Source organism: Flavobacterium sp. CFBP9031, from assembly GCF_034044945.1.
Taxonomy (GTDB): domain Bacteria; phylum Bacteroidota; class Bacteroidia; order Flavobacteriales; family Flavobacteriaceae; genus Flavobacterium.
On the sequence record NZ_JAXCWF010000002.1, the window covers coordinates 370046 to 395419 of the forward strand.

Annotated in this window: 29 protein-coding genes; 15 read left to right on the top strand and 14 right to left on the bottom strand. The window is 32.3% G+C overall.

Annotated features, from left to right (window positions below):
• Window positions 1–7 precede the first annotated feature (7 nt).
• From SOM12_RS05115 to SOM12_RS05170, 12 genes are all read left to right on the top strand, one after another.
• Window positions 8–529 (top strand): tetratricopeptide repeat protein, encoded by a 522-nt coding sequence (locus SOM12_RS05115; protein WP_095927698.1) that lies wholly within the window; start codon window positions 8–10, stop codon window positions 527–529.
• Window positions 530–550: 21 nt separating this feature from the next.
• The gene (gene fabV / locus SOM12_RS05120) at window positions 551–1741 is read left to right on the top strand and encodes an enoyl-ACP reductase FabV (protein WP_095927697.1); all 1191 of its coding nucleotides are present in this window, start codon (window positions 551–553) and stop codon (window positions 1739–1741) included.
• A 126-nt stretch (window positions 1742–1867) separates the two neighbouring features.
• On the top strand, window positions 1868–2866 hold the full coding sequence (locus SOM12_RS05125) for a glycosyltransferase (protein WP_320492638.1): 999 nt from the start codon (window positions 1868–1870) through the stop codon (window positions 2864–2866).
• A gap of 2 nt (window positions 2867–2868) precedes the next feature.
• A complete protein-coding gene (gene coaE, locus SOM12_RS05130) occupies window positions 2869–3465 on the top strand; it encodes a dephospho-CoA kinase (protein WP_320492639.1) in 597 nt (198 codons plus the stop codon).
• A gap of 59 nt (window positions 3466–3524) precedes the next feature.
• A complete protein-coding gene (locus tag SOM12_RS05135) occupies window positions 3525–5111 on the top strand; it encodes a sensor histidine kinase (protein WP_095927694.1) in 1587 nt (528 codons plus the stop codon).
• 3 nt (window positions 5112–5114) lie between these two features.
• Window positions 5115–5831, top strand: coding sequence for a response regulator transcription factor (locus SOM12_RS05140; protein ID WP_095927693.1), 717 nt, complete (start codon window positions 5115–5117; stop codon window positions 5829–5831).
• Window positions 5832–6346: 515 nt separating this feature from the next.
• Window positions 6347–7108, top strand: a complete 762-nt coding sequence (locus tag SOM12_RS05145; protein ID WP_141248102.1) for a hypothetical protein — start codon at window positions 6347–6349, stop codon at window positions 7106–7108.
• On the top strand, window positions 7098–8489 hold the full coding sequence (locus SOM12_RS05150) for an RtcB family protein (RefSeq protein WP_320492640.1): 1392 nt from the start codon (window positions 7098–7100) through the stop codon (window positions 8487–8489). The genes SOM12_RS05145 and SOM12_RS05150 overlap by 11 nt, the downstream gene beginning before the upstream one ends.
• A 12-nt stretch (window positions 8490–8501) precedes the next feature.
• A complete protein-coding gene (locus SOM12_RS05155; protein ID WP_320492641.1) occupies window positions 8502–9107 on the top strand; it encodes a hypothetical protein in 606 nt (201 codons plus the stop codon).
• A complete protein-coding gene (gene prfH / locus SOM12_RS05160; RefSeq protein ID WP_320492642.1) occupies window positions 9095–9784 on the top strand; it encodes a peptide chain release factor H in 690 nt (229 codons plus the stop codon). The genes SOM12_RS05155 and prfH overlap by 13 nt, the downstream gene beginning before the upstream one ends.
• Before the next feature lie 75 nt (window positions 9785–9859).
• Window positions 9860–10402 carry a hypothetical protein gene (locus SOM12_RS05165; RefSeq protein WP_320492643.1) on the top strand — a complete coding sequence of 181 codons (543 nt, stop codon included), beginning with the start codon at window positions 9860–9862 and terminating at the stop codon, window positions 10400–10402.
• Between the two features lie 248 nt (window positions 10403–10650).
• Window positions 10651–11625, top strand: a complete 975-nt coding sequence (locus SOM12_RS05170) for an integrase core domain-containing protein (protein ID WP_320492644.1) — start codon at window positions 10651–10653, stop codon at window positions 11623–11625.
• Window positions 11626–11690: 65 nt separating this feature from the next.
• On the opposite strand, the gene SOM12_RS05175 is transcribed toward SOM12_RS05170, so the two are convergent.
• The 8 genes from SOM12_RS05175 to SOM12_RS05210 all read right to left on the bottom strand — a co-directional run bounded on the left by SOM12_RS05175 (window position 11691) and on the right by SOM12_RS05210 (window position 18961).
• The gene (locus SOM12_RS05175; RefSeq protein WP_320492645.1) at window positions 11691–12437 is read right to left on the bottom strand and encodes an acyl-[acyl-carrier-protein] thioesterase; all 747 of its coding nucleotides are present in this window, start codon (window positions 12435–12437) and stop codon (window positions 11691–11693) included.
• Window positions 12438–12445: 8 nt separating this feature from the next.
• Window positions 12446–13375, bottom strand: a complete 930-nt coding sequence (gene miaA, locus SOM12_RS05180; protein ID WP_320492646.1) for a tRNA (adenosine(37)-N6)-dimethylallyltransferase MiaA — start codon at window positions 13373–13375, stop codon at window positions 12446–12448.
• A gap of 150 nt (window positions 13376–13525) precedes the next feature.
• Window positions 13526–14365 carry an ion transporter gene (locus SOM12_RS05185; protein WP_095927685.1) on the bottom strand — a complete coding sequence of 280 codons (840 nt, stop codon included), beginning with the start codon at window positions 14363–14365 and terminating at the stop codon, window positions 13526–13528.
• Between the two features lie 30 nt (window positions 14366–14395).
• Window positions 14396–15757 (bottom strand): exonuclease domain-containing protein, encoded by a 1362-nt coding sequence (locus SOM12_RS05190; protein WP_095927684.1) that lies wholly within the window; start codon window positions 15755–15757, stop codon window positions 14396–14398.
• 82 nt (window positions 15758–15839) lie between these two features.
• Window positions 15840–16499 (bottom strand): YggS family pyridoxal phosphate-dependent enzyme, encoded by a 660-nt coding sequence (locus SOM12_RS05195; protein WP_320492647.1) that lies wholly within the window; start codon window positions 16497–16499, stop codon window positions 15840–15842.
• Window positions 16500–16504: 5 nt separating this feature from the next.
• Entirely contained in the window at window positions 16505–16999 is a 495-nt protein-coding gene (locus SOM12_RS05200; RefSeq protein ID WP_320492648.1) for a hypothetical protein, read from the bottom strand.
• Between the two features lie 15 nt (window positions 17000–17014).
• Window positions 17015–17902, bottom strand: a complete 888-nt coding sequence (locus tag SOM12_RS05205) for a 3-hydroxyacyl-CoA dehydrogenase family protein (protein WP_095927681.1) — start codon at window positions 17900–17902, stop codon at window positions 17015–17017.
• Window positions 17903–17995: 93 nt separating this feature from the next.
• The gene (locus SOM12_RS05210) at window positions 17996–18961 is read right to left on the bottom strand and encodes a Gfo/Idh/MocA family oxidoreductase (protein WP_320492649.1); all 966 of its coding nucleotides are present in this window, start codon (window positions 18959–18961) and stop codon (window positions 17996–17998) included.
• Window positions 18962–19207: 246 nt separating this feature from the next.
• Between SOM12_RS05210 and SOM12_RS05215 the strand changes: the two genes are divergently transcribed.
• On the top strand, window positions 19208–19849 hold the full coding sequence (locus SOM12_RS05215) for a protein-L-isoaspartate(D-aspartate) O-methyltransferase (protein WP_095927679.1): 642 nt from the start codon (window positions 19208–19210) through the stop codon (window positions 19847–19849).
• 28 nt (window positions 19850–19877) lie between these two features.
• Here the strand turns inward: SOM12_RS05215 and SOM12_RS05220 are convergent, their stop codons facing one another.
• From SOM12_RS05220 to smpB, 3 genes are all read right to left on the bottom strand, one after another.
• Window positions 19878–20885 (bottom strand): helix-turn-helix domain-containing protein, encoded by a 1008-nt coding sequence (locus SOM12_RS05220; protein ID WP_320492650.1) that lies wholly within the window; start codon window positions 20883–20885, stop codon window positions 19878–19880.
• Window positions 20886–20970: 85 nt separating this feature from the next.
• Window positions 20971–21609, bottom strand: coding sequence for a hypothetical protein (locus SOM12_RS05225; protein ID WP_320492651.1), 639 nt, complete (start codon window positions 21607–21609; stop codon window positions 20971–20973).
• An 82-nt stretch (window positions 21610–21691) separates the two neighbouring features.
• Window positions 21692–22147 carry an SsrA-binding protein SmpB gene (gene smpB / locus SOM12_RS05230; RefSeq protein WP_095927676.1) on the bottom strand — a complete coding sequence of 152 codons (456 nt, stop codon included), beginning with the start codon at window positions 22145–22147 and terminating at the stop codon, window positions 21692–21694.
• Window positions 22148–22288: 141 nt separating this feature from the next.
• On the opposite strand from smpB, the gene SOM12_RS05235 reads away from it, so the two are divergent.
• On the top strand, window positions 22289–22927 hold the full coding sequence (locus tag SOM12_RS05235) for a hypothetical protein (RefSeq protein ID WP_320492652.1): 639 nt from the start codon (window positions 22289–22291) through the stop codon (window positions 22925–22927).
• Between the two features lie 110 nt (window positions 22928–23037).
• The gene (locus SOM12_RS05240) at window positions 23038–23262 is read left to right on the top strand and encodes a VF530 family protein (protein WP_320492653.1); all 225 of its coding nucleotides are present in this window, start codon (window positions 23038–23040) and stop codon (window positions 23260–23262) included.
• Window positions 23263–23264: 2 nt separating this feature from the next.
• Here SOM12_RS05240 and SOM12_RS05245 read toward each other — a convergent pair whose 3' ends face one another.
• The 3 genes from SOM12_RS05245 to SOM12_RS05255 all read right to left on the bottom strand — a co-directional run bounded on the left by SOM12_RS05245 (window position 23265) and on the right by SOM12_RS05255 (window position 25338).
• Complete coding sequence (locus SOM12_RS05245) at window positions 23265–23819, bottom strand: DUF3575 domain-containing protein (protein WP_320492654.1); 555 nt, start codon at window positions 23817–23819, stop codon at window positions 23265–23267.
• Window positions 23820–23929: 110 nt separating this feature from the next.
• Window positions 23930–24478: a GNAT family N-acetyltransferase gene (locus tag SOM12_RS05250; protein ID WP_320492655.1), complete on the bottom strand. Its 549-nt coding sequence runs from the start codon at window positions 24476–24478 to the stop codon at window positions 23930–23932.
• A gap of 8 nt (window positions 24479–24486) precedes the next feature.
• Window positions 24487–25338, bottom strand: coding sequence for an aldose 1-epimerase family protein (locus tag SOM12_RS05255; protein ID WP_320492656.1), 852 nt, complete (start codon window positions 25336–25338; stop codon window positions 24487–24489).
• Window positions 25339–25374 lie beyond the last annotated feature (36 nt).

Here is a 25374-nt window from a genome sequence, read left to right on the forward strand (position 1 = left end):
ATAAGGAATGGAAAGTTTGAGTTTTTACGAAAATCAATTTATTAAGGCAGACGCTTTAATTTCTGAAGGAAATTCAGCAGATGCAAAAGAGCTGCTGGAAGAAATTTTATCTCAGTATCCTGATTTTGGTAAAGCTCACAATCATTTGGGATGGATTTATTATAATAAATTAAGTGACTTCGAAAGAGGGATCTATCATTATAAATTGGCCATGAAGTTTGACTCTAAATATCCAGCTCCATATTTAAATTATACCTATCTGCTCATTGATATAGGGAGATATGCAGAAGCAAAAGAGCATATTAATTTTACATTGGCTAATTTAGAAAATGCAGATAACTCTACGTATAACAGTGAATTAGGGAGAATGGCGGAGTATGAAAGCCAATATACTAAAGCATTTAATTTTTATAAAGAAGCAAAGAGGAATGCATTAAACCCAAATTTTATTGACAATATGAAGGCTAATATGAAAAGGGTTAAGGATAAAATGTCTATTTTTGAAAAATTAAAACTGAAATTGAAATAATACAAAAAAAATAATTGCAAGATGATTATAGAACCTAGAATGAGAGGATTTATTTGTTTGACTGCCCACCCAACGGGAGCTGAACAAAATGTAAAAAATCAAATCGAATACGTAAAATCTAAAGGAGAAATCGCTGGTGCTAAAAAAGTTTTAGTAATCGGTGCTTCTACAGGTTTCGGATTGGCTTCAAGAATTACTAGTGCTTTTGGTTCTGGTGCATCAACAATTGGAGTGTTTTTTGAAAAACCACCAGTTGAAGGAAAAACAGCTTCTCCAGGATGGTATAATTCTGCAGCATTCGAAAAAGAAGCTCATAAAGCAGGTTTGTATGCAAAAAGTATCAATGGTGATGCGTTTTCAAACGAAATCAAAAGAGAAACTTTAGATTTGATTAAAGCAGATTTAGGACAAGTAGATCTTATAATTTATAGTTTAGCGTCTCCAGTACGTACAAATCCAAATACAGGAGTTACGCATCGTTCAGTTTTAAAACCAATAGGACAAACTTTTACGAATAAAACTGTTGATTTTCACACAGGAAAAGTTTCAGATGTTTCTATTAATCCTGCAAATGAGGAAGATATTGAAAATACTGTAGCGGTAATGGGAGGTGAAGATTGGGCAATGTGGATTGATGCTTTGAAAGCTGAAAATTTATTAGCTGAAGGAGCTACAACAGTTGCTTATTCTTATATCGGGCCAGCTTTAACTGAAGCGGTTTACAGAAAAGGAACAATAGGTCGTGCAAAAGATCACTTAGAGGCTACGGCATTTACTATCGAAGATTCTTTAAAATCTATTGGAGGAAGAGCGTATGTTTCTGTAAATAAAGCTTTAGTTACTCAAGCAAGTTCTGCAATTCCAGTAATTCCATTGTATATTTCTCTTTTGTATAAAATCATGAAAGAAGAAGGGATTCACGAAGGTTGTATTGAGCAAATTCAACGTTTATTCCAAGACAGATTGTATAATGGTTCTGAAGTTCCTGTTGATGAAAAAGGAAGAATCAGAATTGATGACTGGGAAATGCGTGAAGATGTTCAGGAAAAAGTGGCTAAACTTTGGTTGGAAGCAACAACTGAAACATTACCAGAAATTGGTGATTTAGCTGGTTACAGAAGTGATTTCTTAAATTTATTCGGATTCGAGGTTCCTGGTGTTGATTACAACGCAGACACTAACGAAGTTGTTGAGATTGAAAGTATCAAATAATATATTTTTACTTAGTAAAACGAAAAACCATCAGCCAAAAGTTGATGGTTTTTTTGTGAATATACCATATCTTTGTTAAAATTTTACAACAATAAAAATATACCCTTTAATAACGCACATTCTGCTATGATTTTTTCTTTAATTATACCCGTGTATAATCGTCCTGATGAAGTTGATGAGCTTTTGGAAAGTCTCTCAAAATCTGATTATAATGAAGCTTTTGAAATTGTTCTTGTCGAAGATGGATCTTCTATTCCATGTCGGGATGTAGTGATGAATTATCAAGGAAAATTAAATATATCATACTATTTTAAAGAAAACTCTGGTCCTGGAGATTCTAGAAATTTTGGGATGCAGAGAGCTAGAGGTGATTATTTTATCATTTTTGATTCAGATTGCATTATTCCATCACAATATTTAACTGAAGTTCGTAAAGAATTAGATGCAAATTATGTAGACTGTTTTGGAGGGCCAGATAAAGCATTAGATAGTTTTTCTGATATTCAAAAAGCCATCAATTTTGCTATGACTTCTTTTTTGACCACAGGCGGAATTAGAGGTGGTTCGGAGAAGATAAACAAGTTTCAGCCACGCAGTTTTAATATGGGGATTTCTAAGAAGGCTTTTGAGGCATCAAAAGGATTTGGAAACATTCATCCGGGTGAAGATCCAGATTTATCAATTCGTTTATGGAATTTAGGCTTCGAGACAAGGCTTTTCAAAGAGGCTTATGTGTATCATAAAAGAAGAATCGATTGGGAAAAATTCTCAATTCAGGTAAATAAATTTGGTATTGCTCGACCGATTTTAAATAGCTGGTATCCAGAACATAATAAGTTAGCTTTTTTCTTTCCGACTTTCTTTATACTCGGATTATTATTAGCTTTTTTATTGTTAATTTTCAATATCGATATTTTATTACAATTATATTTCGTATATTTCGTTGTAATTTTTCTTACAGCTAGTATTCAAAATAAAAGTGTCAAAATTGGATATCTGTCTGTAATTGCAGTATGGAAACAGTTTTTTGGTTACGGAACAGGATTTTTAAAATCCTACATTAAAGTAATTTTATTAAAGAAAAAACCACAAGAGGCTTTTCCGCGTATGTTTTTTAAATTATAAGAATGACAAAAGTTATTGGTCTTACAGGAGGAATTGGCAGTGGGAAAACGACTGTTGCAAACTATTTTCAAGAAATGGGCGTTCCTGTTTATATTGCCGATGACGGTGCTAAAAGAGTAATGCAGTCAAAAAACATTCTGGCAGAAGTAAAAGCTGCATTTGGTGGCAATATTTTTGATAATGATATTTTAAATCGTGCTAAACTAGCTCAAATTGTTTTTAATGATAAAGAACAATTGGCAAAATTAAATGCGATTGTGCATCCAGCGGTAAAACTAGATTTTGATGATTGGGTAAAAGAGCACACAAATAATGATTATGTAATGTACGAAGCTGCTATTTTGTTTGAAAGCGGCCGATATAAAGATTGCGACGTAATTATAACCGTAACAGCTCCCGAAGAAGTGAGGATTGACAGGGTTATAAAACGAGATAAAACAACCCGCGAAGAAGTTTTAAGTAGAATGAAAATGCAGTGGAATGATGAAAAACGAATTTCTAAGAGCAATTTCGTGATTAATAACAATAATCTTAAAAATGCTAAAGAAGAAGTTGTTAAAATTCTTAATATTTTAAATATAAAACAAAAACAGTCTTAAATGTTAATATTTGGTTAATGTATTATTTAGTATATTGTTAAAATATTAATTTTGTTTCGATGAATAAATTATTTTTTAGAATACTTGTTTTATTGATGAGTTTGTCCTTGATAGGGATAATTCTGGTGCAAGTGTTTTGGTTCAATTCTTCGTTCAAAAATAATGAAGAGCAATTTAAATACCACGTTACTCAAGTAATTGGAAATGTTGCAGATAAGCTGGAACAACAAGAAGAGTACAGTTTCTACGACAAATACAACCGTATTAAAGACAGTACGGGTAAAATTCCAAAAAAAGAAGATTTACTAGAAGTACTTTATGTACAAAGAAACACAAAAACGAATAAAACAATCGTTTATTCAAGCACATTGACATCGGAAGATTACGATATTAATGGCTCAGTTTTTAACAAAAAATTCAGTAGCGAACGTTTTAAAAATTTTAGTTCAAAAAGAGTAACAGAAGTTTATAATAACAACAGCGGAATTGATAATAATGGTTTAGGACAAAGTATTATACCTGATCTTAAAATTGAAAAATCGGGAAGTTTAGATATTTTAAATAAAGTTCAGCAGCAGATTCAATACAAAGATATAGCATCTTTGACTCCAATTGAAGGAAGAATATCAAAGGAGAAGCTTTATAAATTATTAAAAAAAGAGCTTGAAGAATATGGCGTAAAAACCAAATTTGAATTCGGAATATATAGTAGTGGTGTTCCAACAAAGATTAAATCCGATGGATTTCATTTTGATAAAGAATCTACATACGATATTCCAATTTATACAGATAATGAAGGGAATAGCAAATATGAGTTATCAGTTACTTTTCCCCACAAAAAGAAATTCTTATTATCTGAATTATTAAGTATTACTATTTTATCGATAGTTTTTACATTAATTATAATAGTTGCATATACAAGTGCGTTAAATCAATTATTGCGTCAGAAGCATATTTCTGAAATCAAGACAGATTTTATTAATAACATGACGCATGAGTTTAAAACTCCAATTGCAACTATAAATCTAGCATTAGATGCTATTAGAAGTCCGAAAGTTATTGAAGATAAAGAAAAAGTGTATCGTTATCTTCAAATGATTCGAGATGAAAACAAAAGAATGCACGCTCAAGTTGAGAATGTTCTTCGTATTTCAAAATTAGAAAAAAGAGAACTTGACATAACGAAAGAGCCAACTGTAGTTACAGATATAATTGACGATGCTATTGAGCATGTGAATCTTATTTTAGAAGACAGAAACGGTTCTGTAGTAAAGCATTATAACGCAGCAAGAACAACTTGTTTGATAAACGAAGTTCACTTTACAAACGTGCTGGTTAATATTTTGGAAAACGCCATTAAATATTCTCCAGATGCACCAGAGATCGAAATCTTTACTGAAAATATTAAAGATATGATTTTGATAAAAGTGAGAGATCATGGGTTGGGAATGAGTAAGATAGCTCAAAAGCGAGTGTTTGAGAAATTTTACAGAGAACACACTGGAGATCTTCATAATGTAAAAGGACACGGTTTAGGACTTGCTTACGTGAAAAGAATAGTAGAGGATCACAATGGTCAAGTATATGTAGAAAGCGAAAAAGGAAAAGGTAGCACCTTTATAATAAAAATACCATTAATAAATTAAAATATGGAAAATACTAACAAAAGAATACTTTTAGTAGAAGATGACCTAAATTTTGGGGCGGTTCTTAAAGATTATCTAATGTTAAATGACTTTGAAGTTACTTTAGCTAAAAACGGTATGGAAGGTTTCGAGAAGTTCAAGAAAGATGTGTACGATTTATGTATTCTTGACGTAATGATGCCTTATAAAGATGGTTATACTTTGGCCAAAGAAATTAGAGAGAAGAACAGTGAAGTGCCAATTATCTTTTTAACAGCAAAATCTATGAAAGAAGATGTGTTAAAAGGTTATAAAGCTGGTGCAGACGACTATTTAAATAAACCTTTTGATTCAGAAGTGCTTTTGATGAAGATTAAAGCAATCATTCAGAGAAAATCAGCTGATACAAAAGCAGAACAAGTACAGTTTGAGTTTAATATTGGAAAATTCCACTTAAATTCAAAACTAAGATTCTTGACTTTCCAAGATGAAGAGCCAATTAAATTGTCTCCAAAAGAAAATGAATTGTTAAAAATGCTTATTCTTCATGAAAATGATTTAATGCCAAGAGAATTAGCTTTAACAAAAATCTGGAGAGATGATAACTACTTTACATCAAGAAGTATGGACGTTTACATCGCTAAATTGAGAAAATATCTAAAAGCAGATGAGGATGTTGAAATCTTAAACATTCACGGTGAAGGTTTCAGATTGGTAATAAAAAGCAAAGTTTCTGAATAATCATTCAGCAAAAAAAAATAGATAAGCTCTGAGAAATCAGGGCTTTTTTTATGCATTAAATTAAAATATTTTGATTTATTTTTTGTGATATAGATTTGCTTTTAATTGTTTGATTCTAAAAACAATAGTGTTGGTTTTAAAAGCTCAAAATATATTGGTGAAATTTATTTTGAAGAATTTTCTTTAAATAAATTTGGAAAATCAAAAAAGTATTATGAATATTTGCACAAGAAAAAAATAATAACCCTTTAAAAACGAAGAAAAAATGTTTGTACTTACATTGACATCTCAGAGCTTTACACCAAACGTATTTGGTGAAGCAATTCTTCGTGGCTTATTTCAATCCTAGAAATATATTTTTAGATATATAAAAAAGCCCGAAGACAATAAGTTTCGGGCTTTTTTTTATTCTAGACTCTTCAAAATTTTCCCGAAAATCGATTTTTAGAATTTATCCGTCAGGATAAATAGTTTGGCCTTTTGGGGCTATTAATTTAATGCACGATAATTTTTTTATGGAAAATTATACGGTAGACGAGTATTCATTATGTACTCGTTTTAAAAGTAAAAGAAAAAAGAAAAGATTAGTAAAAGAAGATTTTGAAAAACAATTAATCCAGTTAAGAAAACTTGAAATCGACCTTTGGAAAAAGCGTAAAGACTTACCATTGGTTCCTTTGGAAATTCCGTATCAAAAAGGCTGGCAACGTAATTTTAAATTAAGAGATGATATTGCTAGATCAAGTGAAGCTCCGTTTTACAGAGAATTATTGGAAAAAATAAACACATGGCAGTTTTCTTCTGAAAAATCTTTTAAAAGAAAGAAAAAGAGAAAAAGAAAACATCTGTATGTTGAAAAACTCCAGACTGTAAAAGAATTTTCGGAATGGGAATGGAGAAGTTCAAAATTAGAATTGACCGAAAAAGAAAAAGCACATTTTTATAAAAGGGAACGTTGGTGCAGCAATTTTAAACGATACAGAATTCATTATGTATTTAACGAACCTTGGCGATATGTTCTTCGCGTAAGCCCTTATATGATAACACATACTAAGATGGTCGATTCGGATTTGGAAAGTGAAATTCAGCTTCTTGACAATTATATTGTTAATCATAATCTGAGAGATAAAATAAATAGATTAATACACGGCAGTTCTCATAAATGGAGTTACTATGAAAAGGAGAATCCAAAAGAGATAAGCCCAATTAAAAATAAAAGTCTGCATGCTTTATATCAGCAATATGCAGATGAAATGATAGAAAATCATGGGAAATAAATTATCTGGAAAAGACCTGATTAAATTAGGTTTTCCAAAAAACAATTCAATAAATATCGCCTTAGGGCAGATAAACAGATATAGAAAAAGAGAAAAAAAGGAATCTATTCTAACAGAAGCAAAAGATGTATTGTTAAATCCTGAAAAATATGAAGGAAATGGAACTTGGGGTAAAGTAGCCGAAGGTTTAATCAAACCTGTTCAGGTAAGAATGCATCAACTTAAAAATACAAGAGCGCCTTTTAAAATTTTTGGTGAGAATGAAATAGACGAACAGGCTAAATTTCAATTGTACGATTCGCTGAAACTCCCAGTATCAGTTGCTGGAGCTTTAATGCCAGATGCGCATTCAGGCTACGGATTGCCAATTGGAGGCGTTTTAGCAACGGACAATGCTGTGATTCCGTACGGAGTTGGTGTTGATATTGGATGCAGAATGAGTCTTTCCATTTTTGATTTGCCAGCTTCTCATTTCAAAGGAAAAGAACATCAATTAGAAGCTATTTTGAAAGACAATACAAAGTTTGGAATGTACGAGACGCATGCTTCAAGAGTAGATCATGAAGTATTTTATAAAAGTGAATTCAAGGATATTCCGTTGTTAAAGAATCTTTTACCAAAAGCTTACAAACAATTGGGAACTTCAGGCGGAGGAAATCATTTTGTAGAATTTGGAATTGTAAAAATCGATAATCCAAAAAATGAATGGAAATTGGAAAAAGGAGAATATTTTGCTGTTTTATCACACAGTGGTTCCCGCGGATTAGGTGCTAATATTGCGAAACATTACACTTATTTGGCCACAAAACAATGTCCGTTGCCTAAAAATGTGCAACATTTAGCTTGGCTAGACTTGAATACACATGATGGTCAGGAATATTGGCTGGCTATGAATTTAGCTGGAGAATATGCAAAGGCTTGTCATGATGATATTCATAGAAGAATTGCCAAAGCGATTGGAAAAAGAGTAGTGGTAACAATAGAAAATCACCACAATTTTGCTTGGAAAGAAATGGTAAATGGTCAGGAATGTATTGTACATAGAAAAGGAGCTACACCTGCAGGTGAAGGACAATTGGGAATTATTCCAGGTTCTATGACAGCGCCAGGTTTTATTGTAAAAGGAAAAGGAAATGCTGAAAGTTTAAACTCTGCTTCGCATGGTGCTGGACGTTTGTTTTCGAGAGCCAAATGCAAAAGTACTTTTACGCAAAGTGAAATAAAAAAGGTTTTGAAAGCCAACGATGTAACCTTAATTGGCGGTAATATTGACGAAGCTCCAATGGCATATAAAGACATTACAAAAGTGATGGCTAACCAAACAGAATTAGTTGAAGTTTTAGGAACATTTACGCCTAAAATTGTTAGGATGGATCGCTAAAAATTAAAAATTATGGAAAGATTTCAAGACGAAAATAAATGGTTGGGAAATTTTTATAACGAGATTTTCGTAAGATGCCCCAAATGTGAATCTAAAGGAGTTTTAAAAGAAGTGCCTGAAAATTGTGAATGTGGAAAATGCACTACAATGGCTTTCGGATGCAAAACGTGTTTTTATAAGATTGATGAACCTGTTTATCAATACAAAGCATATGGAAAGCATTATTGTGGTAATTGCTTTGAAAAATTCGATTACGAATCTCAGATTTTTAAAGAGATTCCAGCAACCTATCAGGTTAAATGCCCGCATTGCAGTTTTCAGGAAGGAATAAAGCCAGGAGTTTCTAGAATTAGAAAAGAAGCTAAAAAAGACGGTTTAGTAAGAGAGCCATGGCATAATTTGCTTCTTTGGTTTCAAAAAGAAATAAAAGGAAATATTTTTTGGGTTTACAATTATGAACATTTAATGTACTTGGAAAAATATATTAAAGCCGACTTAAGAGAAAGAAATAATAATGGAAGTAGTAATGGAACAATGGTTTCAAGACTTCCAAAATTTATTAAAGAAGCAAAAAACAGAGAAAAGCTTCTTAAGATATTAGAAAAATGGAAAGAATAATTCAGATAACAGCGGGTCGCGGACCTGCAGAATGCACTTGGGTAGTTGCCCAAGTGCTTAAAAAAGTACTTGAAGAAGCACAAGAACAGCAATTGGAAACTGTTTTGCTCCAAAGAGAAGCAGGAACTGAAAACGGAACTGTAGAAACAGCTTCAATCGCTATAAAAGGAAAGAACACTGATCAGTTTGTGAATTCTTGGATAGGAACAGTTCAATGGATTGGCCAAAGTCAGTTTAGGAAAATGCACAAACGCAAAAACTGGTTTATTGGAATCTTTGAAATTGAACAAGAGAAAAACAGCTTATTTTCTGAAAATGATATTCAATATCAGGCCATGAGAAGTTCTGGTGCGGGTGGTCAGCACGTAAATAAAGTTAGTTCGGCAATCAGAGCGACGCATATTCCAACCGGAATTGCAGTGGTTTCTATGGACAGCCGTTCGCAGCACCAAAATAAAAAATTGGCAACAGAAAGGTTACGTAAAAAACTAGAAGACGAGAAACTGATTCAGCTTAAAAATCATGTGGGACAACAATGGGAAAATCAGCTTAATGTACAACGAGGAAATCCAGTGAGAGTTTTTACCGGAAGTGATTTTAAAAAGAATAAAGTGGAGAAAAGTTACAAAGGGACTCGTCAGAAATTAAAAAACGATTTACGAAATGAGCATAATTAAAAACTTGGTCGCAGAAATGAATGGTGATATGCAAATTGTATGTGACCAAAAAAAAACAATAAATAGACACATAAAATGAAAACAATTGATAAATACCTTTTTCAAGCGTTGGATAATTATCCTTATTCGCTTGAAGAAACTATAGAATCTTTGGATTATGCTTTTTCTTATGATTCAAAGAATACAATGGTTTTGTGTTTATACGGAAGAATTCAGGCAGAACAATTAATGAATTATGAAGAGGCGAAATCTTATTTTCAGCAAGCTTTATCTATTAATATTCATGCGCTTGAAGTATATCCGTATTATTTGCAAACCTTGATTGTGAATGAAGATTATGAAGAAGCTCAAAAGCTAATTGATTTTGCTTTAACTGTAAAAGGAATAAACAAGTCTGAAATTTACATCAAAAAAACAATTCTGTTAGAAGTACAACATAAATTTGAAGAAGCTTTAAAAGAAATAAAGCAAGCAAAATTATATTCTATTCAGCATGATTATGACTCTGGAATTAGTGAAGTTGAGAAAAGAATTAAAGGTAAAGTTGATTTGTTGAAAAAGAAGAAAGAGAAGAAAGAGGATAAATCTAAGAAAGGCTCTAAAAAGAAATCAAAGTAATTTTTAAACAAAAAACGATGCAATTTAGCATCGTTTTTTTTGTGTTCTATGAAGAATATTTAGATAAAGTTTGTCATTTCGACGAAGGAGAAATCTCCGCGAGTAACTCCGCAACGAATGTCCAATCTTTGTAGAGCTTCTTGTGGAGATTTGCTTCGCCTATTCGCTATCGCTCGGGTCTCCTTCGTCGAAATTGTAAAGGTTAGATAATTCGGTAACAAAATTTAACTTTAATAAATTTTGTTGCGATGAGAAATAATAGTCAGGATTCGACACTAGAGCGGAACTATTTAGAGAAATATCGTTTTCTAATAAAAGAATATGAACAGGTAAAAAGCAAAACTCATCCGCTTTATAAAAAAGCAATGGATTTTTATACAGCCAATGACACCTGCAGAAAAAGTTTTTTAAAGTATTACAATCGCTATAAGCAGAGCGGAAAGTCAATAGATTTACTGCCCCAAAAACGAGGTCCAAGATATAAAACCAGACGCCCTTTGCCTTTTATAGAACAAAAAGTAATTGAATTAAGAGAAAAAGGAAACAACAGATATGAAATTGTTAGTATATTGAATCCCAAATTAGGAAAGCATACACCTTCCTATTCAGGAGTTTATAATATTTTAAAACGGCATAAAATAAACAGATTAACTCCGAAGATTAAAAAGAATCATCAGAAAATAATCAAGGAAAGAATGGGACAGCTGGGTCATATTGATTGCCATTATTTAAGCAAAAGCATAATTCGAGGAGAAAGTAAAAAACTCTATTTAGTGTGTGTAATTGATGATTACAGCCGGATTGCCTGGGCTGAATTAGTGCCAGATATAACAAGTTTAACAGTCATGTTTGCCTCATTAAAATGCTTAAACATTTTAAGCAGCCATTATGAAATAAAGTTTGAAGAGATATTATCTGATAATGGAGCTGAATTTGGCCCTAAAACAAGCAAAGTAAAAAATAATCATCCTTTTGAAAGAATGTTAATGGAGTTAGGAATAGTACATAGATACACCAGACCTTACCGCCCACAAACAAACGGCAAGGTAGAGAGGTTTTGGAGAACTCTGGAAGAGGATTTATTAAGAGATACAGATTTTGATTCTCAAGAAGAACTAAAAGAAGAATTGCTCCAATATTTATATTATTACAATCATGAAAGACCACATCAGGGAATTGATGGAAAAAAGCCAATCGAAATGATAAATCCGTTACCGAAATAAGTAACTTTTACAGAAATGACAATATTGCGGGAAAACAGGAAAGAAAACTTATTTATAAAATTCTTTTACTTCCAGTGCAGCTCCAAAGCAAAACAGGTTTTTTCCTCTTTTGTTATACTGAATGTTGCTGTGGTATGATTATCGTCTTCGCTTTCATGAATTACAACATTATCGTTTAATGAAAGTTCTTTCATAAAATTCATTTCGAAGCTTTTTACTTCTTGTTTTATAATTCTTTTTGGATCGACATGATCTAGACACCATTCTAAATATTTTACGTTATTGACGTGGTTTACAATGTCTAAATCTGATAAATAAACTGTTTTTTCGAAAACAGCTTCTTTTTCGTGGTTGATATTTATTTTAGAAAAGCCTTCTGTTGTTGCTCTTTTTTCTGGGAACAATTCGAAATGTTCATAAGGCAAAGCTAAGGCTTCTGGACGACGTGCTTTGGTATTAAAAACGGCCCAATAGGTTTCGCTTCCAACAATCTTTTTCCCATTTACATACATCTCAAGTGCACGAACCGAACGTGAATTTTCAAGACTATTAATCCAAGTTTTTACTGTTACAACATCTTGCCATTTTGGTAACGCAGTTACTTCTACACGCATTCTGCTTAAAACCCAAGCCTGATCAAATTCCTGCATATCTGTAAAGCTGATTCCGCCAACTTCTGAATGTGCAGCGGCCGTAAGCTGTAAAAGATTGCATAAATCGGTGTATTTTAAGTAGCCATTTGGCGTACATTGTGTAAAATTAATTTCCCAGTCTTTACTTAAAACTGATGTGAAATTTGGTGATATAGGCATTGCTAATTTTAGATTTTAGATTTTAGATTTTCTTCGATGTAATGAATAATCTCATTTCTATTAGTCGAATAATCAAACCATTTCGTGTTTTCATTTCGTTTGAACCACGTTAATTGTCTTTTAGAAAATCGACGTGTGTTCTTTTTTATTTCTTCAATTGCGAATGGCAAAGTGAAATCTCCGTCAAAATAACTAAATAATTCTCTATAACCGACCGTTTGTAAAGCATTTAACTCTTTGTTAGGATAAAGTGATTTGGCTTCTTCCAATAATCCCATATCCATCATAATATCGACACGTTGGTTTATTCTGCTATAGATGATTTCTCTGTCGGCATCTAAGCCAATTAAAATAGGAGTGAAGTTTCTGTTGTTTTTCTTCAAATTTAGAAATGAAGAATAGGGTTTTTGCGATCCAATGCAAACTTCTACAAAACGCATCATTCGTTGCGGATTTTGTAAGGTCTGCGGATTTTGGATTGTTATTTTTTGATAATAATCTGGATCTAAATTTTGTAATTGTTCTTGAAGATATTCGATTCCTAATTTTTCATAGTTTGAATTTACTTCGGTACGAATTTCTGGAGCAATTTCTGGAAATTCGTCAAAACCTTTTAAAACGGCATCGACGTATAAACCTGATCCGCCAATTAAAATTGCAAAATCATTATTTTGATATAATTCTTCTAGTTTTGAAAGTGCTTCTTTTTCGTAATCGCCAACGGTATAATTTTCGAAAATGGATTTGTTTTGAATAAAATGGTGTTTTGCAGCACTTAATTCTTCCTGACTGGGAACAGCGGTTCCAATTGTCATTTCTTTAAAAAATTGACGGCTGTCGCAAGAAACAATTTCGCATTTAAAATGCTGTGCCAAAGCAATGCTCAGGGCTGTTTTCCCGATAGCTGTTGGTCCGACAATGGTAATTAGATATTTCATATTTTTTAGCCCAGATGGAAATGGAAACCCCGGACTTATATTTGTTGCATTTTTTTGGTGTAAAAGAGCGACCAACGGAAGCTCCTTTTATGCCTTAAAAATTACAAATATAAGGAGGAGTTGCAATGTACAGCTGGATTAGCTTCTAAATTAATTATTTGGCAATTCTGTTCCGCATTCGTAACAATATTTTGCATTGTCAAAATGAACTTGCGACTGACATTTTCGGCATGTTTTTTTTCCGCTTACTGAATTGCTTCTTAGGCTGCTTTTTGCAAATTCGGCTGTAACAATTCCGGTTGGAACAGCAATTATTCCGTAACCTAAAATCATTACAAATGCCGCAATAAATTGTCCTAAAGGAGTTTGAGGAGAAATGTCGCCATAACCAACGGTTGTTAAAGTAACAATTGTCCAATAAATTCCCATGGGGATACTTGTAAATCCTGATTCTCTGCCTTCAACCAAATACATGACTGTACCGATTATAACAGTGCTGATTAAGACAAAATAAATGAAAACTAGAATTTTTTCTTTGCTAGCTTCTATAGCTTCTTTTAATTGTAAAGATTGATGATTAATTTGCGGAATATGCAAAATCTTGAACAATCGAAGAAAACGGAGTGCTCTTACAATGGATAGAATACTCGCACCAGGAAAAAAGATCGATAAATACATGGGTAATACGGCAAGCAAATCGATGATTCCGTAAAAGCTGAAAACGTATTTAACTGGTTTTTGAATAGAAATAATTCTCAGTATATATTCGATGGTGAAAAAAACTGTAATTATCCATTCGCATATCAATAATTGTTCATGATATTTAGAACTGACTCCTTCAACAGTATCGAGCATTATTAGGAGAACACTCAGCAGGATTAAACCCAGCAATACTAAATCGAACATTCGTCCTAAAATGGTATTGGTACCATATAGAATAATTTTGACTTTTTCCCTGAAGATTTCGTATTGTGATTTTTTATTTTTCATATCATTAAAGATAATGAAAGTTTTGTTTTGTTAAAAATGAAGTATTTTTAGTGATTTGCTTTTTCGGATGTAATTCTGAATGATATTTTTCACATCACGATTGTGCGGCATTGGAATAAGAATGTTTTTGAGGATATCAATATTGGTGATTTGATGATTCAAATCGTAATAAGCATAACCTTGATAGGTTCCGTTTTCTATTAAAATCGCACTTCTTTCGTTTACATTTCGGCCTCTGTCTATTAAGATCATGCTTTTATTTTCGAAACTGTTTTCTGAGATAAACTGCTGTACTCTTAAATTGTAAACTTCAGGTGTAACTTCGCCAACGCAAGCGCCATCGCATTCTTTGATTTTATATTGAAAACACTCTTTTTTGGTTTGATATAAACCGGTTAGTTTTTGGCACAAATGATATTTTGCTGTAAACCTAAAAAGTGCATTTTTACCTTCTTGCAAAGAAGCAAAAGAGGTTATTTCTTTTTTACGTCCGTCTGCTTTTTCAAGTTTTAAATTGATGTATCCGTTTTCATCTTTTTCGGCATATAAGGCGAAAGGAAAAACAGTTTTCTTTTGCGAACGATTGTATCTCGGACGATTTATTTTTACTTCTTGACTTTCTTTTAAAAGAGCGATTAATTCGCTTCCAGTTTCATCGTAAGTTATGGTAAAGACTTCAGCCTGAATTCTTTTGCTTTTGGTTGTAACTCCAGTAAAATGCTGATTGACTCTTTTTTTGATATTTTGACTTTTGCCAATATAAATCAAAGTTCCCCCTTCGTTATAAATATAATAAACGCCGGTTTTGGCTGGCATTTGATTTAAGATATCTAAGAGTTTTGGAGAAATTCCTTTTTCGACTTCGAGTTTTATAAAATCTTTTACGATTGTTTTCTCAGTGTCTTTTTCCAAAAGCATTTTAAACAGCTTTGTCGTTGCCATAGCATCTCCACTTGCACGATGCCTGTCTGCCATAGGAATTCCGAGCGCGCGCACTAGTTTTCCTAAACTGTATGAAGGTTGTTCTGGAATTAGTTTTTTGGCTAATTCTACTGTACAAAGTGTTCTGGCTTCGAAATCGTAGCCTAAACGGCGAAATTCTGTTCTAAGGATTCTATAATCAAAAGAAGCATTGTGAGCCACAATTACAGAGTCTGAAGTAATTTCGATAATGCGTTTGGCGATTTCGTAAAACTTTGGAGCAGAACGCAACATCGCATTATTGATTCCAGTCAATTTCACTACAAAGGGCTGAATCGGAATTTCAGGATTGACAAGACTGATGAATTGGTCTACTACTTCATGCCCATCAAATTTATAGATGGCGATTTCAGTAATTCCCTCTTCATTAAATTGTCCTCCTGTAGTTTCTATGTCTAGTATTGCGTACAAATTCAGTAATCAGTGTTCAGTTTTTAGTATTCAGTTTGCTGTGTAGGCGTATCGCTGCACACTTACAGTCTTGGTTTTGAAATTATCTCTCTCCAAAAATGCTGCTTCCAATGCGAACCATTGTGCTTCCGCATTCTATTGCCAATTGATAATCTCCAGACATTCCCATCGATATCGTGTTCAAACTGCAGTTTTCAGTTTTTAGATCTTTTATCGAATCAAAAATGGATTTTAAATGGGTAAATTCTTTTTTAATCTGGTTTTGATTGTCTGTGAAAGTTGCCATTCCCATTAAACCTAAGATACGAATATTTTTTAATTCTTTAAACTCTGGAGAAGTTAAAAGTTCATTTAATTCGTTTTCATCCAAACCAAATTTAGATTCTTCTTCTGCAATGTAAATTTGAAGAAGGCAATCTATAATTCTTTTATTTTTTAAAGCTTGTTTATTGATTTCCTGTAATAATTTTAAACTGTCAACACCATGAATTAAAGTCACATAAGGCGCCATAAATTTGACTTTATTGGACTGAACATGACCAATCATATGCCATTGAATGTCTTTTGGCATTTGTTCCCATTTCTCGGTCATTTCCTGAATTTTGTTTTCTCCAAAAATGCGTTGGCCTGCTTCGTACGCTTGCATTAAGTCTGAAACAGGTTTTGTTTTAGAAACGGCAACAAGAGTTACCTGTTCAGGTAAAGTTGCTTTGATTGTATGTAAGTTTGATGCTATTGACATTTTATTTATTTTTTTGAAAGCTGAATGTGTAAGCTTTCATTTCTTTCTGATGGAATGTAAAAATCGATCTTTTTATTTTCCATTTTTAATTTAGTATCGAATCCAGGCCCTTTTGCATCATCCTCTAAAGGAGTATAAAAAGAACCCATATCACTTTGAAAAAGAGTGCCAAATACTTTGTCATAGCACTTATCAGAACCACAAAAATAGCCTACTACTTTATCATCAAGATTTACAACGATTATTTCAAAGTCTGATTTTATTTTTAAATCTCTTAAATATAAAATTAAAAAATTGTGTTTTCGCTTTTTATCAAAACTCTCGGTACTTTTAAAGACACAATTGTCATACCTTTTGTTGTTGATATCTAGTTGATATCCATTTTCTTGCTGTAAAGTTCTAGTTATTCCAAATAAATAATCAATAGTCACTGGTTTGTAATAATAAAGAGTAATTAAACTAAAAATTATTAGAATGACTAGAAAGATTATTTTTTTCATTGAACAAATCAGATTTTACAAAAATTGCTTGGAGATTTTCTCTGCTTTTTTACTTTCGCTGTAATCGTAAAAACCTTCTCCAGATTTTACTCCAAGTTTACCAGCTCTCACCATGTTTACTAATAATGGACAAGGAGCATATTTTGGATTTTTGAATCCGTCGTACATTACATTTAAGATTGCTAGACAAACGTCAAGACCAATAAAATCAGCTAATTGAAGAGGTCCCATTGGGTGTCCCATTCCTAATTTCATTACGGTATCAATTTCGTAAACTCCTGCGACTTTGTTGTATAACGTTTCTATTGCTTCATTTAGCATTGGCATTAAGATTCTGTTTGCTACAAAACCTGGATAATCATTTACTTCAACAGGAACTTTACCTAATTTTTCAGATAAAGTCATGATGATTTTAGTTACTTCATCGCTTGTATTGTATCCGCGGATGATTTCGACTAATTTCATAATCGGCACCGGATTCATAAAGTGCATTCCGATAACACGTTCAGGATGTGCTACAACAGCTCCAATCTGTGTAATTGAAATAGAAGAAGTATTGGTTGCTAAAATGGTATTGTGCGAGCAATATTCGTTTAATTGTTTGAAGATATTTAGTTTTAATTCAACGTTTTCAGTTGCTGCTTCAACTACTAAATCCACACCAACAACACCGTCCTTTATATCTGTGTAAGTAATAATATTGGTGATAGTTTTAGCAACATCTTCTTGAGTAATTGTTCCTTTAGAAAGCATACGATCTAGGTTAGCAGCAATGGTTGCCATTCCTTTATCTAATGATTTTTCAGAAACGTCGATTAATTTTACAGTAAATCCGCTTTGCGCAAAAGTATGTGCAATTCCGTTACCCATTGTTCCTGCTCCAATTACAGCTATTGTTTTCATATTACCTTTAGTATATTATATTTTACGATTTAGCCACGAATTCGCAACTTGATCGCGAATTTCGTGGCTAATTTATTTTTAAAATTATTTTAATTATTTATCGAAACAAGCAATAATTTGATAAGCCACGCGCAAAGCATCTGTAGCTTGCTCCAATGTTACAACTGGTGTAGTATCTGTATTGATTGCATTTGCAAAAGATTCTAATTCGTCCAGAATTGCATTGTTTTGCTCCACATCTGGATTGGTGAAATAGATTTGTTTTTTTACACCTTCAGCGTTTTGAAGAATCATGTCAAAATCTCCAGGAACTTCTGGCGCATCTTTCATACGTACTACTTCGCATTTCTTTTCTAAGAAGTCAACAGAAATGTAAGCATCTTTTTGGAAGAAACGTGACTTACGCATGTTTTTTAATGAGATTCTGCTTGCTGTTAAGTTGGCTACACAACCATTTTCGAATTCAATTCTGGCATTGGCAATATCTGGAGTATCGCTAATTACAGATACTCCACTGGCGTGAATATCTTTTACTTTTGAATTTACTACACTTAAAATGGCATCAATATCATGAATCATTAAATCTAAAACCACAGGAACGTCTGTACCGCGCGGATTAAATTCGGCCAAACGATGCGTTTCAATAAACATCGGGGTTTCGATCATGTTTTTTGTAGCGATAAAAGCGGGATTAAAACGCTCTACGTGACCAACTTGCCCTTTTACATTGTACTCTTTTGCCAAAGCAATAATTTCTTCGGCTTCTTCAACTGTATTAGCGATTGGTTTTTCAATAAAGATATGTTTTCCTGATTTGATGGCAACTTTTGCACATTTATAGTGTGAAAGTGTTGGAGTTACAATGTCAATCACGTCGACAGCGTGAATAAGTTTTGCAATTGTGCTGAAGTTTTTATAGCCAAACTCTTTAGAGATTCTTTCGGCATTTTCTTGATTTTCGTCGTAAAATCCAACTAATTCGTATTTGTCAGATTGTTGTAATAAGCGTAAATGTATTTTACCAAGATGACCAGCACCTAAAACTCCTACTTTTAACATGAGAATGTATTTTAAACAAAAATATAATTTATTTGTTTAACCTGAAAATGAATTTATCGAATTGTGAAATGTGAAATGTAAATATGAGTTATGACTTTCGGTATTTAACGGTCGACATTTTACGTTTTACGGTTTATATTTCGCAATTCACATTTCAACTTTTAGCTTTATTAATTTAATATTTAAAAATCAATATTTGAAATCCTGTTTTGTTTCTTATTTTTGCGAAAATAAAACCTACCCATTTTGAAAGATACTGCCAAACATCAAGGACTTCGCAATCAATTAGTAACCACCTTAGAACAAAAAGGAATTACTGATAGAGCGGTTTTGGATGCCATTAAAAAAATCCCAAGACACCTTTTTTTAAATTCAAGTTTTGAAGATTTCGCTTATCAAGACAAGGCATTTCCTATTGGTGCAGGGCAAACCATTTCTCAACCTTATACGGTGGCTTTTCAGTCGCAATTGCTTGAAGTTAAGAAAGATCATAAAGTTTTGGAAATAGGAACGGGTTCTGGTTATCAGACTGCCGTTTTATTTATGTTAGGCGCTAAAGTATTTACTGTTGAAAGACAAAGTGAATTGTTTAAAGCAACTTCTAACTTATTTCCAAAATTAAACATTCGTCCAAAGCATGTTTCTTTTGGAGATGGATATAAAGGATTGCCAAATTTTGCTCCGTTTGATAGTATTATAGTTACAGCAGGTGCGCCTTTTATTCCGCAGCCTTTAATGGCTCAGTTGAAAATAGGGGGAAGGCTTGTTATTCCTTTAGGAGAAGATGTTCAGATTATGACTTTATTAATTAGAAAGAATGAAACTCAATTTGAAAAACATGAGTTTGGAGAGTTTAGATTTGTTCCTTTATTAGAAGATAAAAATTAATACGAAGCCCAGTTTTAGCTGGGCTTTTTTATTTTTCGATTAGTTGTATCGCTCTTTTTAGATTTTCTTTTTCGATTCTAATTATATAATTAATAAAAATTGATTTATCATTCTGAATCTGACTTTCCTCCAAAACAGAAAAATACTCATCTATACTCTTTTGATTTTCATCAATTGTGACATATGTATAATTATGTTGGATTAAAATCCAATTTAATGCTAGATTTGCCATTTGAAGATTTCCATTTTCAAAAGGCTTAATTTCAGCTATTTTTAGATGAGCTTCAGATGCGAGAATTAAGGGATGGAGATTGTTTTTTTGCGATTCGTACCAATTAAAAAATAAATTCATTTCGCGTGTAATAAGTTTATCATTGATATATTTTCCGGAAATTTCAGATTCCAACCCTTTAAAAATAAAAGTATGAAGCAAAAGAAAATCTTTTTCATTGAATGCTGTTTTCTTTTGAGTTAGATCTTTAATGTAAAATGTTGCTTCTTGAAAATTAATGGCTTCAAGATGATTTTGCATACTTTTTCCAGAAACGGTCAATCCTTCATTTAAGACTAGTTTAGTTTCTTCCAAGGTTAGTGGATTCTTGTTTAAATAAATGCTTTTAAAAATAAATTCTATTTCTAAAGTTTTTGAAATTTGACGGTACTCAAAATGATTAAAAGAATGAATTTTATTTTTTAAGAGTTCAATTTCATCCAAGATATTTTGAATAGAAGATAGTATTGCTGAGTTGATTTCTTTTTTATTGTTTTGAATTTCTTGTTCGGCTAAAATTAAGGCTTTCAATGCAAATTCTTCATTACCAATTTCATAAAGAATTTTCTCTTTAAGCCAAGCAACCATTAAAGTTTCATAATCAATCTCCAAAAGCTGAGACAATTTAGAAATTTGATCTTTAGTTGGTTTTCTCGTTCCCGATTCAAATTTACTGATCAAAGCTTGATCTATATCAGCAAGCTGAGCTAACTCACGAGTTTTTAAACCTTTCTGCTCTCTAGCGTTTTTTAAAAGTGATTTCATTCTATGAAAGATTTAGTCTTGACAAAACTAGTCAATTTTTCAAGCAAAAGAAAAGCAGCATTTTTGAAATACTGCTCTTGATGTTTTATTTGGGAGGAAGTGATCCGTCTTTTCTCATTTCTTTTACAACAGCTTGCATTATCGCATCAACGGTTTGTCCTAAATCGGTAACATATTGCGATTCTGTAGTTCCTGTCCAGATTAATTTGTTTTGTTTTAGTGAAAACACATTGGTTTCTACCATGTAAGATGTGGTTTCTTGGTAATATCCAGGATCGTAAAAATTTGGAGAATACATTCCGTACCAGTTTCCAAAACCATAACCGTACATTCCTGTATACATTCCGTCAAAACCGCCATAGTACATTCCTGTATCAGTGCCAGGAACATAATTAACTTCTTTTTCTTTGCGGACTAATCGCATACTGATTACTCCGTCAAAATTTTCGTCTTGTAAAACCTTTAGTTTTTGTTCTTGTGATAATTGTGAAGTTGCATTTAAGTATTGATACGAAGTTTTAAATACTGGATTGCTTGCCGCAATTCTGTTTTCTGTAATTCGTCTCGAAGCTTCATCTTTGACTAAAGCGACAACCAAAACTTTTTTAAATTGTTCCTGAGCAATCGTTACATCAGGATCTCTCCAGCTGTTTACAATAGAAGTATTACTGCCACAACTTGAAAACGCTGCAATAGCGAAAAACAAAACTAAGTACTTTTTCATATTTTACAGTTAAATTGGTTATAAGTAAAAATAACTATAAAATGTTAATTATAAGTGTTTTGTGTAAAAATAAAAAAGCTTACTAGTTGTAAGCTTTTTTAATACGGTCTAAATCTCGTTTAGTATCTTGCTCTTTTAGAGATTCACGTTTGTCATAGTTCTTCTTTCCTTTGCAAAGACCGATCTGTAATTTGGCTAAACCTTTTTCATTTGTAAATAATTTCAAAGGGATAATAGTAAGTCCTTTTGCCTGAACACTTTTATGTAGCGTTTTTAACTCCTTTTTGTTTAAAAGTAATTTTCGCTCACTTCTAGATTTATGATTGAATTGATTTCCAAAAGAATATTCTTCAATATAAGTATTGATGGCAAAAAGTTCCATACCACTAAATTCACAAAAACTTTCTGTAATGTTTGCTTTCCCTAAACGTATAGATTTAATTTCTGTTCCTGCCAAAACAATTCCAGCAGTGTACGTATCGATTATTTCGTAATCGAATCGGGCTCTTTTGTTAAGTATATTGACTGATTTTATCATGGTTGCAAATGTAAGACAAAATTGAAAAAAAATGTGCAGTTAAATATAATTAAAGTTTTTTTTTAATCTATGATTTTAATCATCTAGGACAAAAACGCTTCCTTTTAAGTTTGTCTCATAATTTCTAAAACAAATTTAATAATGAAAAAAATTGTAACGCTAGTCGGCGTTGTAATTATGGGTTTAACCGCTAAAGCCCAGGATTCAACTCAAGGACTAAAAGGAGCATGGTTTGCAACCTCTCAATTCGGTTATCGACAAACTAAAACGGCAGATGAAAAAAATACTACATTATCTGTGCTGCCAATTGTTGGAACGTTTGTAACACCATCTGTTGCGGTAGGTGCAGGAGTTGGTTTTATCAACATTAAAGCAGATTCTGATGCTGGAACTGCAGCAAAAACAAATTTATTTGTAGCGCAGCCTTTAGTTAGAAAATACTGGAATGTTGCTGGTTCACTTTATTTCTTCGGACAATTGGCAGTGCCTATTATTACTGGTAAAGAAAAAGAAAGTGAGTTAAAAGTAAATCAAGTTGGGTTGTCTCTATCAGGCGGATTTGATTATTTCGTGACTAAGAATTTCTCTGTGGAGTTTTCTTATGATTTAGCAAACTTTACATCAACAACACTTGATCCTAAAACTGGAGACAAAACTACAGTTACCAATTTTGGTTTAGCACATGTTGCCAATGTAGATCCGTTTTACAATACAGCTTTAGCAGGAAGTAACCCAAATTTGACCTCTCCTGTTTCTGTCGGATTTAAATTCGTATTCTAATTTATTCTTTATTTGATTATCGTAAAATTCTATTTTAGTAATTTTGCAAAAAGAAAAGACCGTACTTTTCCTAGTACGGTCTTTTTGATTTATTATCTAAAAAGTATAAAATGCAAAATCAATCTAAAGATCCCCTTCACGGAATCACGCTTCAAAAAATTGTCGAAACTTTAGTCAATCATTATGGATTTGATACTTTAGGAGAATTAATTCCAGTAAAATGCTTTAATTCAAATCCGAGTGTAAAATCGAGTCTTACATTCTTGAGAAAAACAGATTGGGCTCGTAAAAAAGTAGAAGAGCTTTATGTAAAAACGCTTCCTAAGTTAAGCTGATTTTATAATTTATATGAAATCATAACACCTCCACGGTACGGAAGCCATTCACCACTTTTATTATAATTCGGAGCTTTTTCATACCTTCCTGGAGTTCCATCATTATAATATCCTTTATAAAAACCTTGGTGCCATCCACCGCCTACAAAAAAGTCAAGTAAAAACTTATCACTTAGTTTTAGGTTGTAACCAACTGTAGCGCCAAGTCTGTAGCCAAAACCGTCTTCATAGTGATTACTGTTCCAATAGTTCCATTTTTGCAATTCGTATTTGTCAGCTCCAATATGTCCTCCTACATAAAAACCGTTATATTTTTCTTTAAAATGGTAACGTACTTCTGGAGTAATAGTAATAAATTTCATTGGATTATGGCCGTTAAACGATTCCCAGAAAGAAGCCATTACATCGGCACTAAATGTGGTTTTCTCTCCAATGCTAGTTTCTATTCCAATATTAGGAACTAAAAACAAAGCAGTTGCACCGTTAAATTTTACAAATGTCTGACTTTGTAATTGCATACAAAATAAAAGAACAAGTAGGGCAGGTATTTTTTTCATAAAAATGTTTTGGATTCAAAAACAGCTTTTTTTGCTGATTTCGAGCGCAAATATAACGTATAATGCTAGAGAACAATTGCCTATAAGATTATTTTAACAAGAATAAAAATCTACTTTTCTAATAATGAATAAATTACCTTATCAAGAAATTTTCCTTCCCAAAATTCTGATTCTTTTAAATGCGCTTCTTTAACAAATCCACATTTTTGCAATACTTTTTCTGAGGCATGATTTCCTGGATCAATTACAGCTTCTATTGAGTGAAGTTTTAAATCTTCAAAACCAAATTTAATTAGTCGGTTTACAGCCTCTGGAATGATTCCTTTTCCATGATAATCAGCTGAAAGCATATAACCTATTTCTGCTCGGTAATTTTCAGGTTGCAATCTGTAAAAACCAATAATTCCAAGCAACTTAGGGTTGCCTTTTAGTCTGATACTCCAATTTATTCCAGTGTTATCGTCAATTTTATCATTGATTATTTTGATGTGTTCCAAAGCGTCTTCATGATTTTTTGTTAAAGGTCTTGGAATAAATTTCATGATTTCAGGATTAGAACGTAGTTCAAATACTTCCTGTACGTCTTTGTGATTAAGTCTGTCTAGAATTATGCGTTCTGTTTCTATTACAGGAAATGGAGTAAAGTTAAAATCTAACATTTTCTTTATTATAATGTTGTTATAGTAAATTTTGCACTGCAATCTTTGTTTGCTTCCAATGTCAAAATTCCTTCTTTTTGGTATAAATCTCCTGTGTTTTCATCAGTATCAGAATATCCAAGCCACGGTTCAATACAGATAAAAGGAGCGTTTTCTTTTGTCCAGATTCCTAAACTTGGAAAATCTTTATAATCAACTTTTATATAAGGTTTTGAATTGTTTAAAATGATTAAAGATTTTGATTCTAATGTTTTAAAGATTAAAGCATCGTTCTTAAAAAGCTCGTAATTTAAAGGAACTAAATTGTTTTTTGTTTCTAGAATTTTAGTTTTAGACGAAATCAAATCGTTTTCAAGAAGGTAGTATTTTAAACTTTCTTCTTTTTCAAATTGAAGGACATAATTTTCAAAATGATCAGGAAGAGCAATTGCTGGGTGCGCTCCAATAGAAAAAGGCATTTTTTCTTTTCCTTTATTAATGACTTTGTATTCAAGCTCCAATGCGTTTTCATTAAGCGTATAAATAAGCTGCAATTCAAATTCAAAAGGATATTTCTGTAATGTTTCTTCAGAAGATTGAAGAGAGAAAACAGCTTTGTTTTCCGTTTTTTCAATCAATTCAAAGTCCATGTCACGAGCAAAACCATGGCGTGGCAGATGGTATTCTTTTTCGTTGATTGTGTAAGTGTTATTTTTTAAAGTTCCTACAATTGGAAAAAGTACGGGAGAATGTTTGCCCCAAAAATCTGGATTGCCTTCCCAGATATATTCATTTTCTTGATTGTCTTTTAATGAAAATAATTCAGCTCCAGCATGTTTAATGGAAGCTTTTAATATTGAATTTGAAATAGTTGTAGTCACAATGTTGAATATAAAATGAATATTTTTTATAGAGAT

Excerpts from the sequence above, each read along its gene's own strand:
- SOM12_RS05115 (WP_095927698.1), top strand. The coding sequence starts at position 8 with ATGGAAAGTTTGAGTTTTTACGAAAATCAATTTATTAAGGCAGACGCT.
- fabV (WP_095927697.1), top strand. The coding sequence starts at position 551 with ATGATTATAGAACCTAGAATGAGAGGATTTATTTGTTTGACTGCCCAC.
- SOM12_RS05125 (WP_320492638.1), top strand. The coding sequence starts at position 1,868 with ATGATTTTTTCTTTAATTATACCCGTGTATAATCGTCCTGATGAAGTT.
- coaE (WP_320492639.1), top strand. The coding sequence starts at position 2,869 with ATGACAAAAGTTATTGGTCTTACAGGAGGAATTGGCAGTGGGAAAACG.
- SOM12_RS05135 (WP_095927694.1), top strand. The coding sequence starts at position 3,525 with ATGAATAAATTATTTTTTAGAATACTTGTTTTATTGATGAGTTTGTCC.
- SOM12_RS05140 (WP_095927693.1), top strand. The coding sequence starts at position 5,115 with ATGGAAAATACTAACAAAAGAATACTTTTAGTAGAAGATGACCTAAAT.
- SOM12_RS05145 (WP_141248102.1), top strand. The coding sequence starts at position 6,347 with ATGGAAAATTATACGGTAGACGAGTATTCATTATGTACTCGTTTTAAA.
- SOM12_RS05150 (WP_320492640.1), top strand. The coding sequence starts at position 7,098 with ATGGGAAATAAATTATCTGGAAAAGACCTGATTAAATTAGGTTTTCCA.
- SOM12_RS05155 (WP_320492641.1), top strand. The coding sequence starts at position 8,502 with ATGGAAAGATTTCAAGACGAAAATAAATGGTTGGGAAATTTTTATAAC.
- prfH (WP_320492642.1), top strand. The coding sequence starts at position 9,095 with ATGGAAAGAATAATTCAGATAACAGCGGGTCGCGGACCTGCAGAATGC.
- SOM12_RS05165 (WP_320492643.1), top strand. The coding sequence starts at position 9,860 with ATGAAAACAATTGATAAATACCTTTTTCAAGCGTTGGATAATTATCCT.
- SOM12_RS05170 (WP_320492644.1), top strand. The coding sequence starts at position 10,651 with ATGAGAAATAATAGTCAGGATTCGACACTAGAGCGGAACTATTTAGAG.
- SOM12_RS05175 (WP_320492645.1), bottom strand. The coding sequence starts at position 12,437 with ATGCCTATATCACCAAATTTCACATCAGTTTTAAGTAAAGACTGGGAA.
- miaA (WP_320492646.1), bottom strand. The coding sequence starts at position 13,375 with ATGAAATATCTAATTACCATTGTCGGACCAACAGCTATCGGGAAAACA.
- SOM12_RS05185 (WP_095927685.1), bottom strand. The coding sequence starts at position 14,365 with ATGAAAAATAAAAAATCACAATACGAAATCTTCAGGGAAAAAGTCAAA.
- SOM12_RS05195 (WP_320492647.1), bottom strand. The coding sequence starts at position 16,499 with ATGTCAATAGCATCAAACTTACATACAATCAAAGCAACTTTACCTGAA.
- SOM12_RS05200 (WP_320492648.1), bottom strand. The coding sequence starts at position 16,999 with ATGAAAAAAATAATCTTTCTAGTCATTCTAATAATTTTTAGTTTAATT.
- SOM12_RS05205 (WP_095927681.1), bottom strand. The coding sequence starts at position 17,902 with ATGAAAACAATAGCTGTAATTGGAGCAGGAACAATGGGTAACGGAATT.
- SOM12_RS05210 (WP_320492649.1), bottom strand. The coding sequence starts at position 18,961 with ATGTTAAAAGTAGGAGTTTTAGGTGCTGGTCATCTTGGTAAAATACAT.
- SOM12_RS05220 (WP_320492650.1), bottom strand. The coding sequence starts at position 20,885 with ATGAAATCACTTTTAAAAAACGCTAGAGAGCAGAAAGGTTTAAAAACT.
- SOM12_RS05225 (WP_320492651.1), bottom strand. The coding sequence starts at position 21,609 with ATGAAAAAGTACTTAGTTTTGTTTTTCGCTATTGCAGCGTTTTCAAGT.
- smpB (WP_095927676.1), bottom strand. The coding sequence starts at position 22,147 with ATGATAAAATCAGTCAATATACTTAACAAAAGAGCCCGATTCGATTAC.
- SOM12_RS05235 (WP_320492652.1), top strand. The coding sequence starts at position 22,289 with ATGAAAAAAATTGTAACGCTAGTCGGCGTTGTAATTATGGGTTTAACC.
- SOM12_RS05240 (WP_320492653.1), top strand. The coding sequence starts at position 23,038 with ATGCAAAATCAATCTAAAGATCCCCTTCACGGAATCACGCTTCAAAAA.
- SOM12_RS05245 (WP_320492654.1), bottom strand. The coding sequence starts at position 23,819 with ATGAAAAAAATACCTGCCCTACTTGTTCTTTTATTTTGTATGCAATTA.
- SOM12_RS05250 (WP_320492655.1), bottom strand. The coding sequence starts at position 24,478 with ATGTTAGATTTTAACTTTACTCCATTTCCTGTAATAGAAACAGAACGC.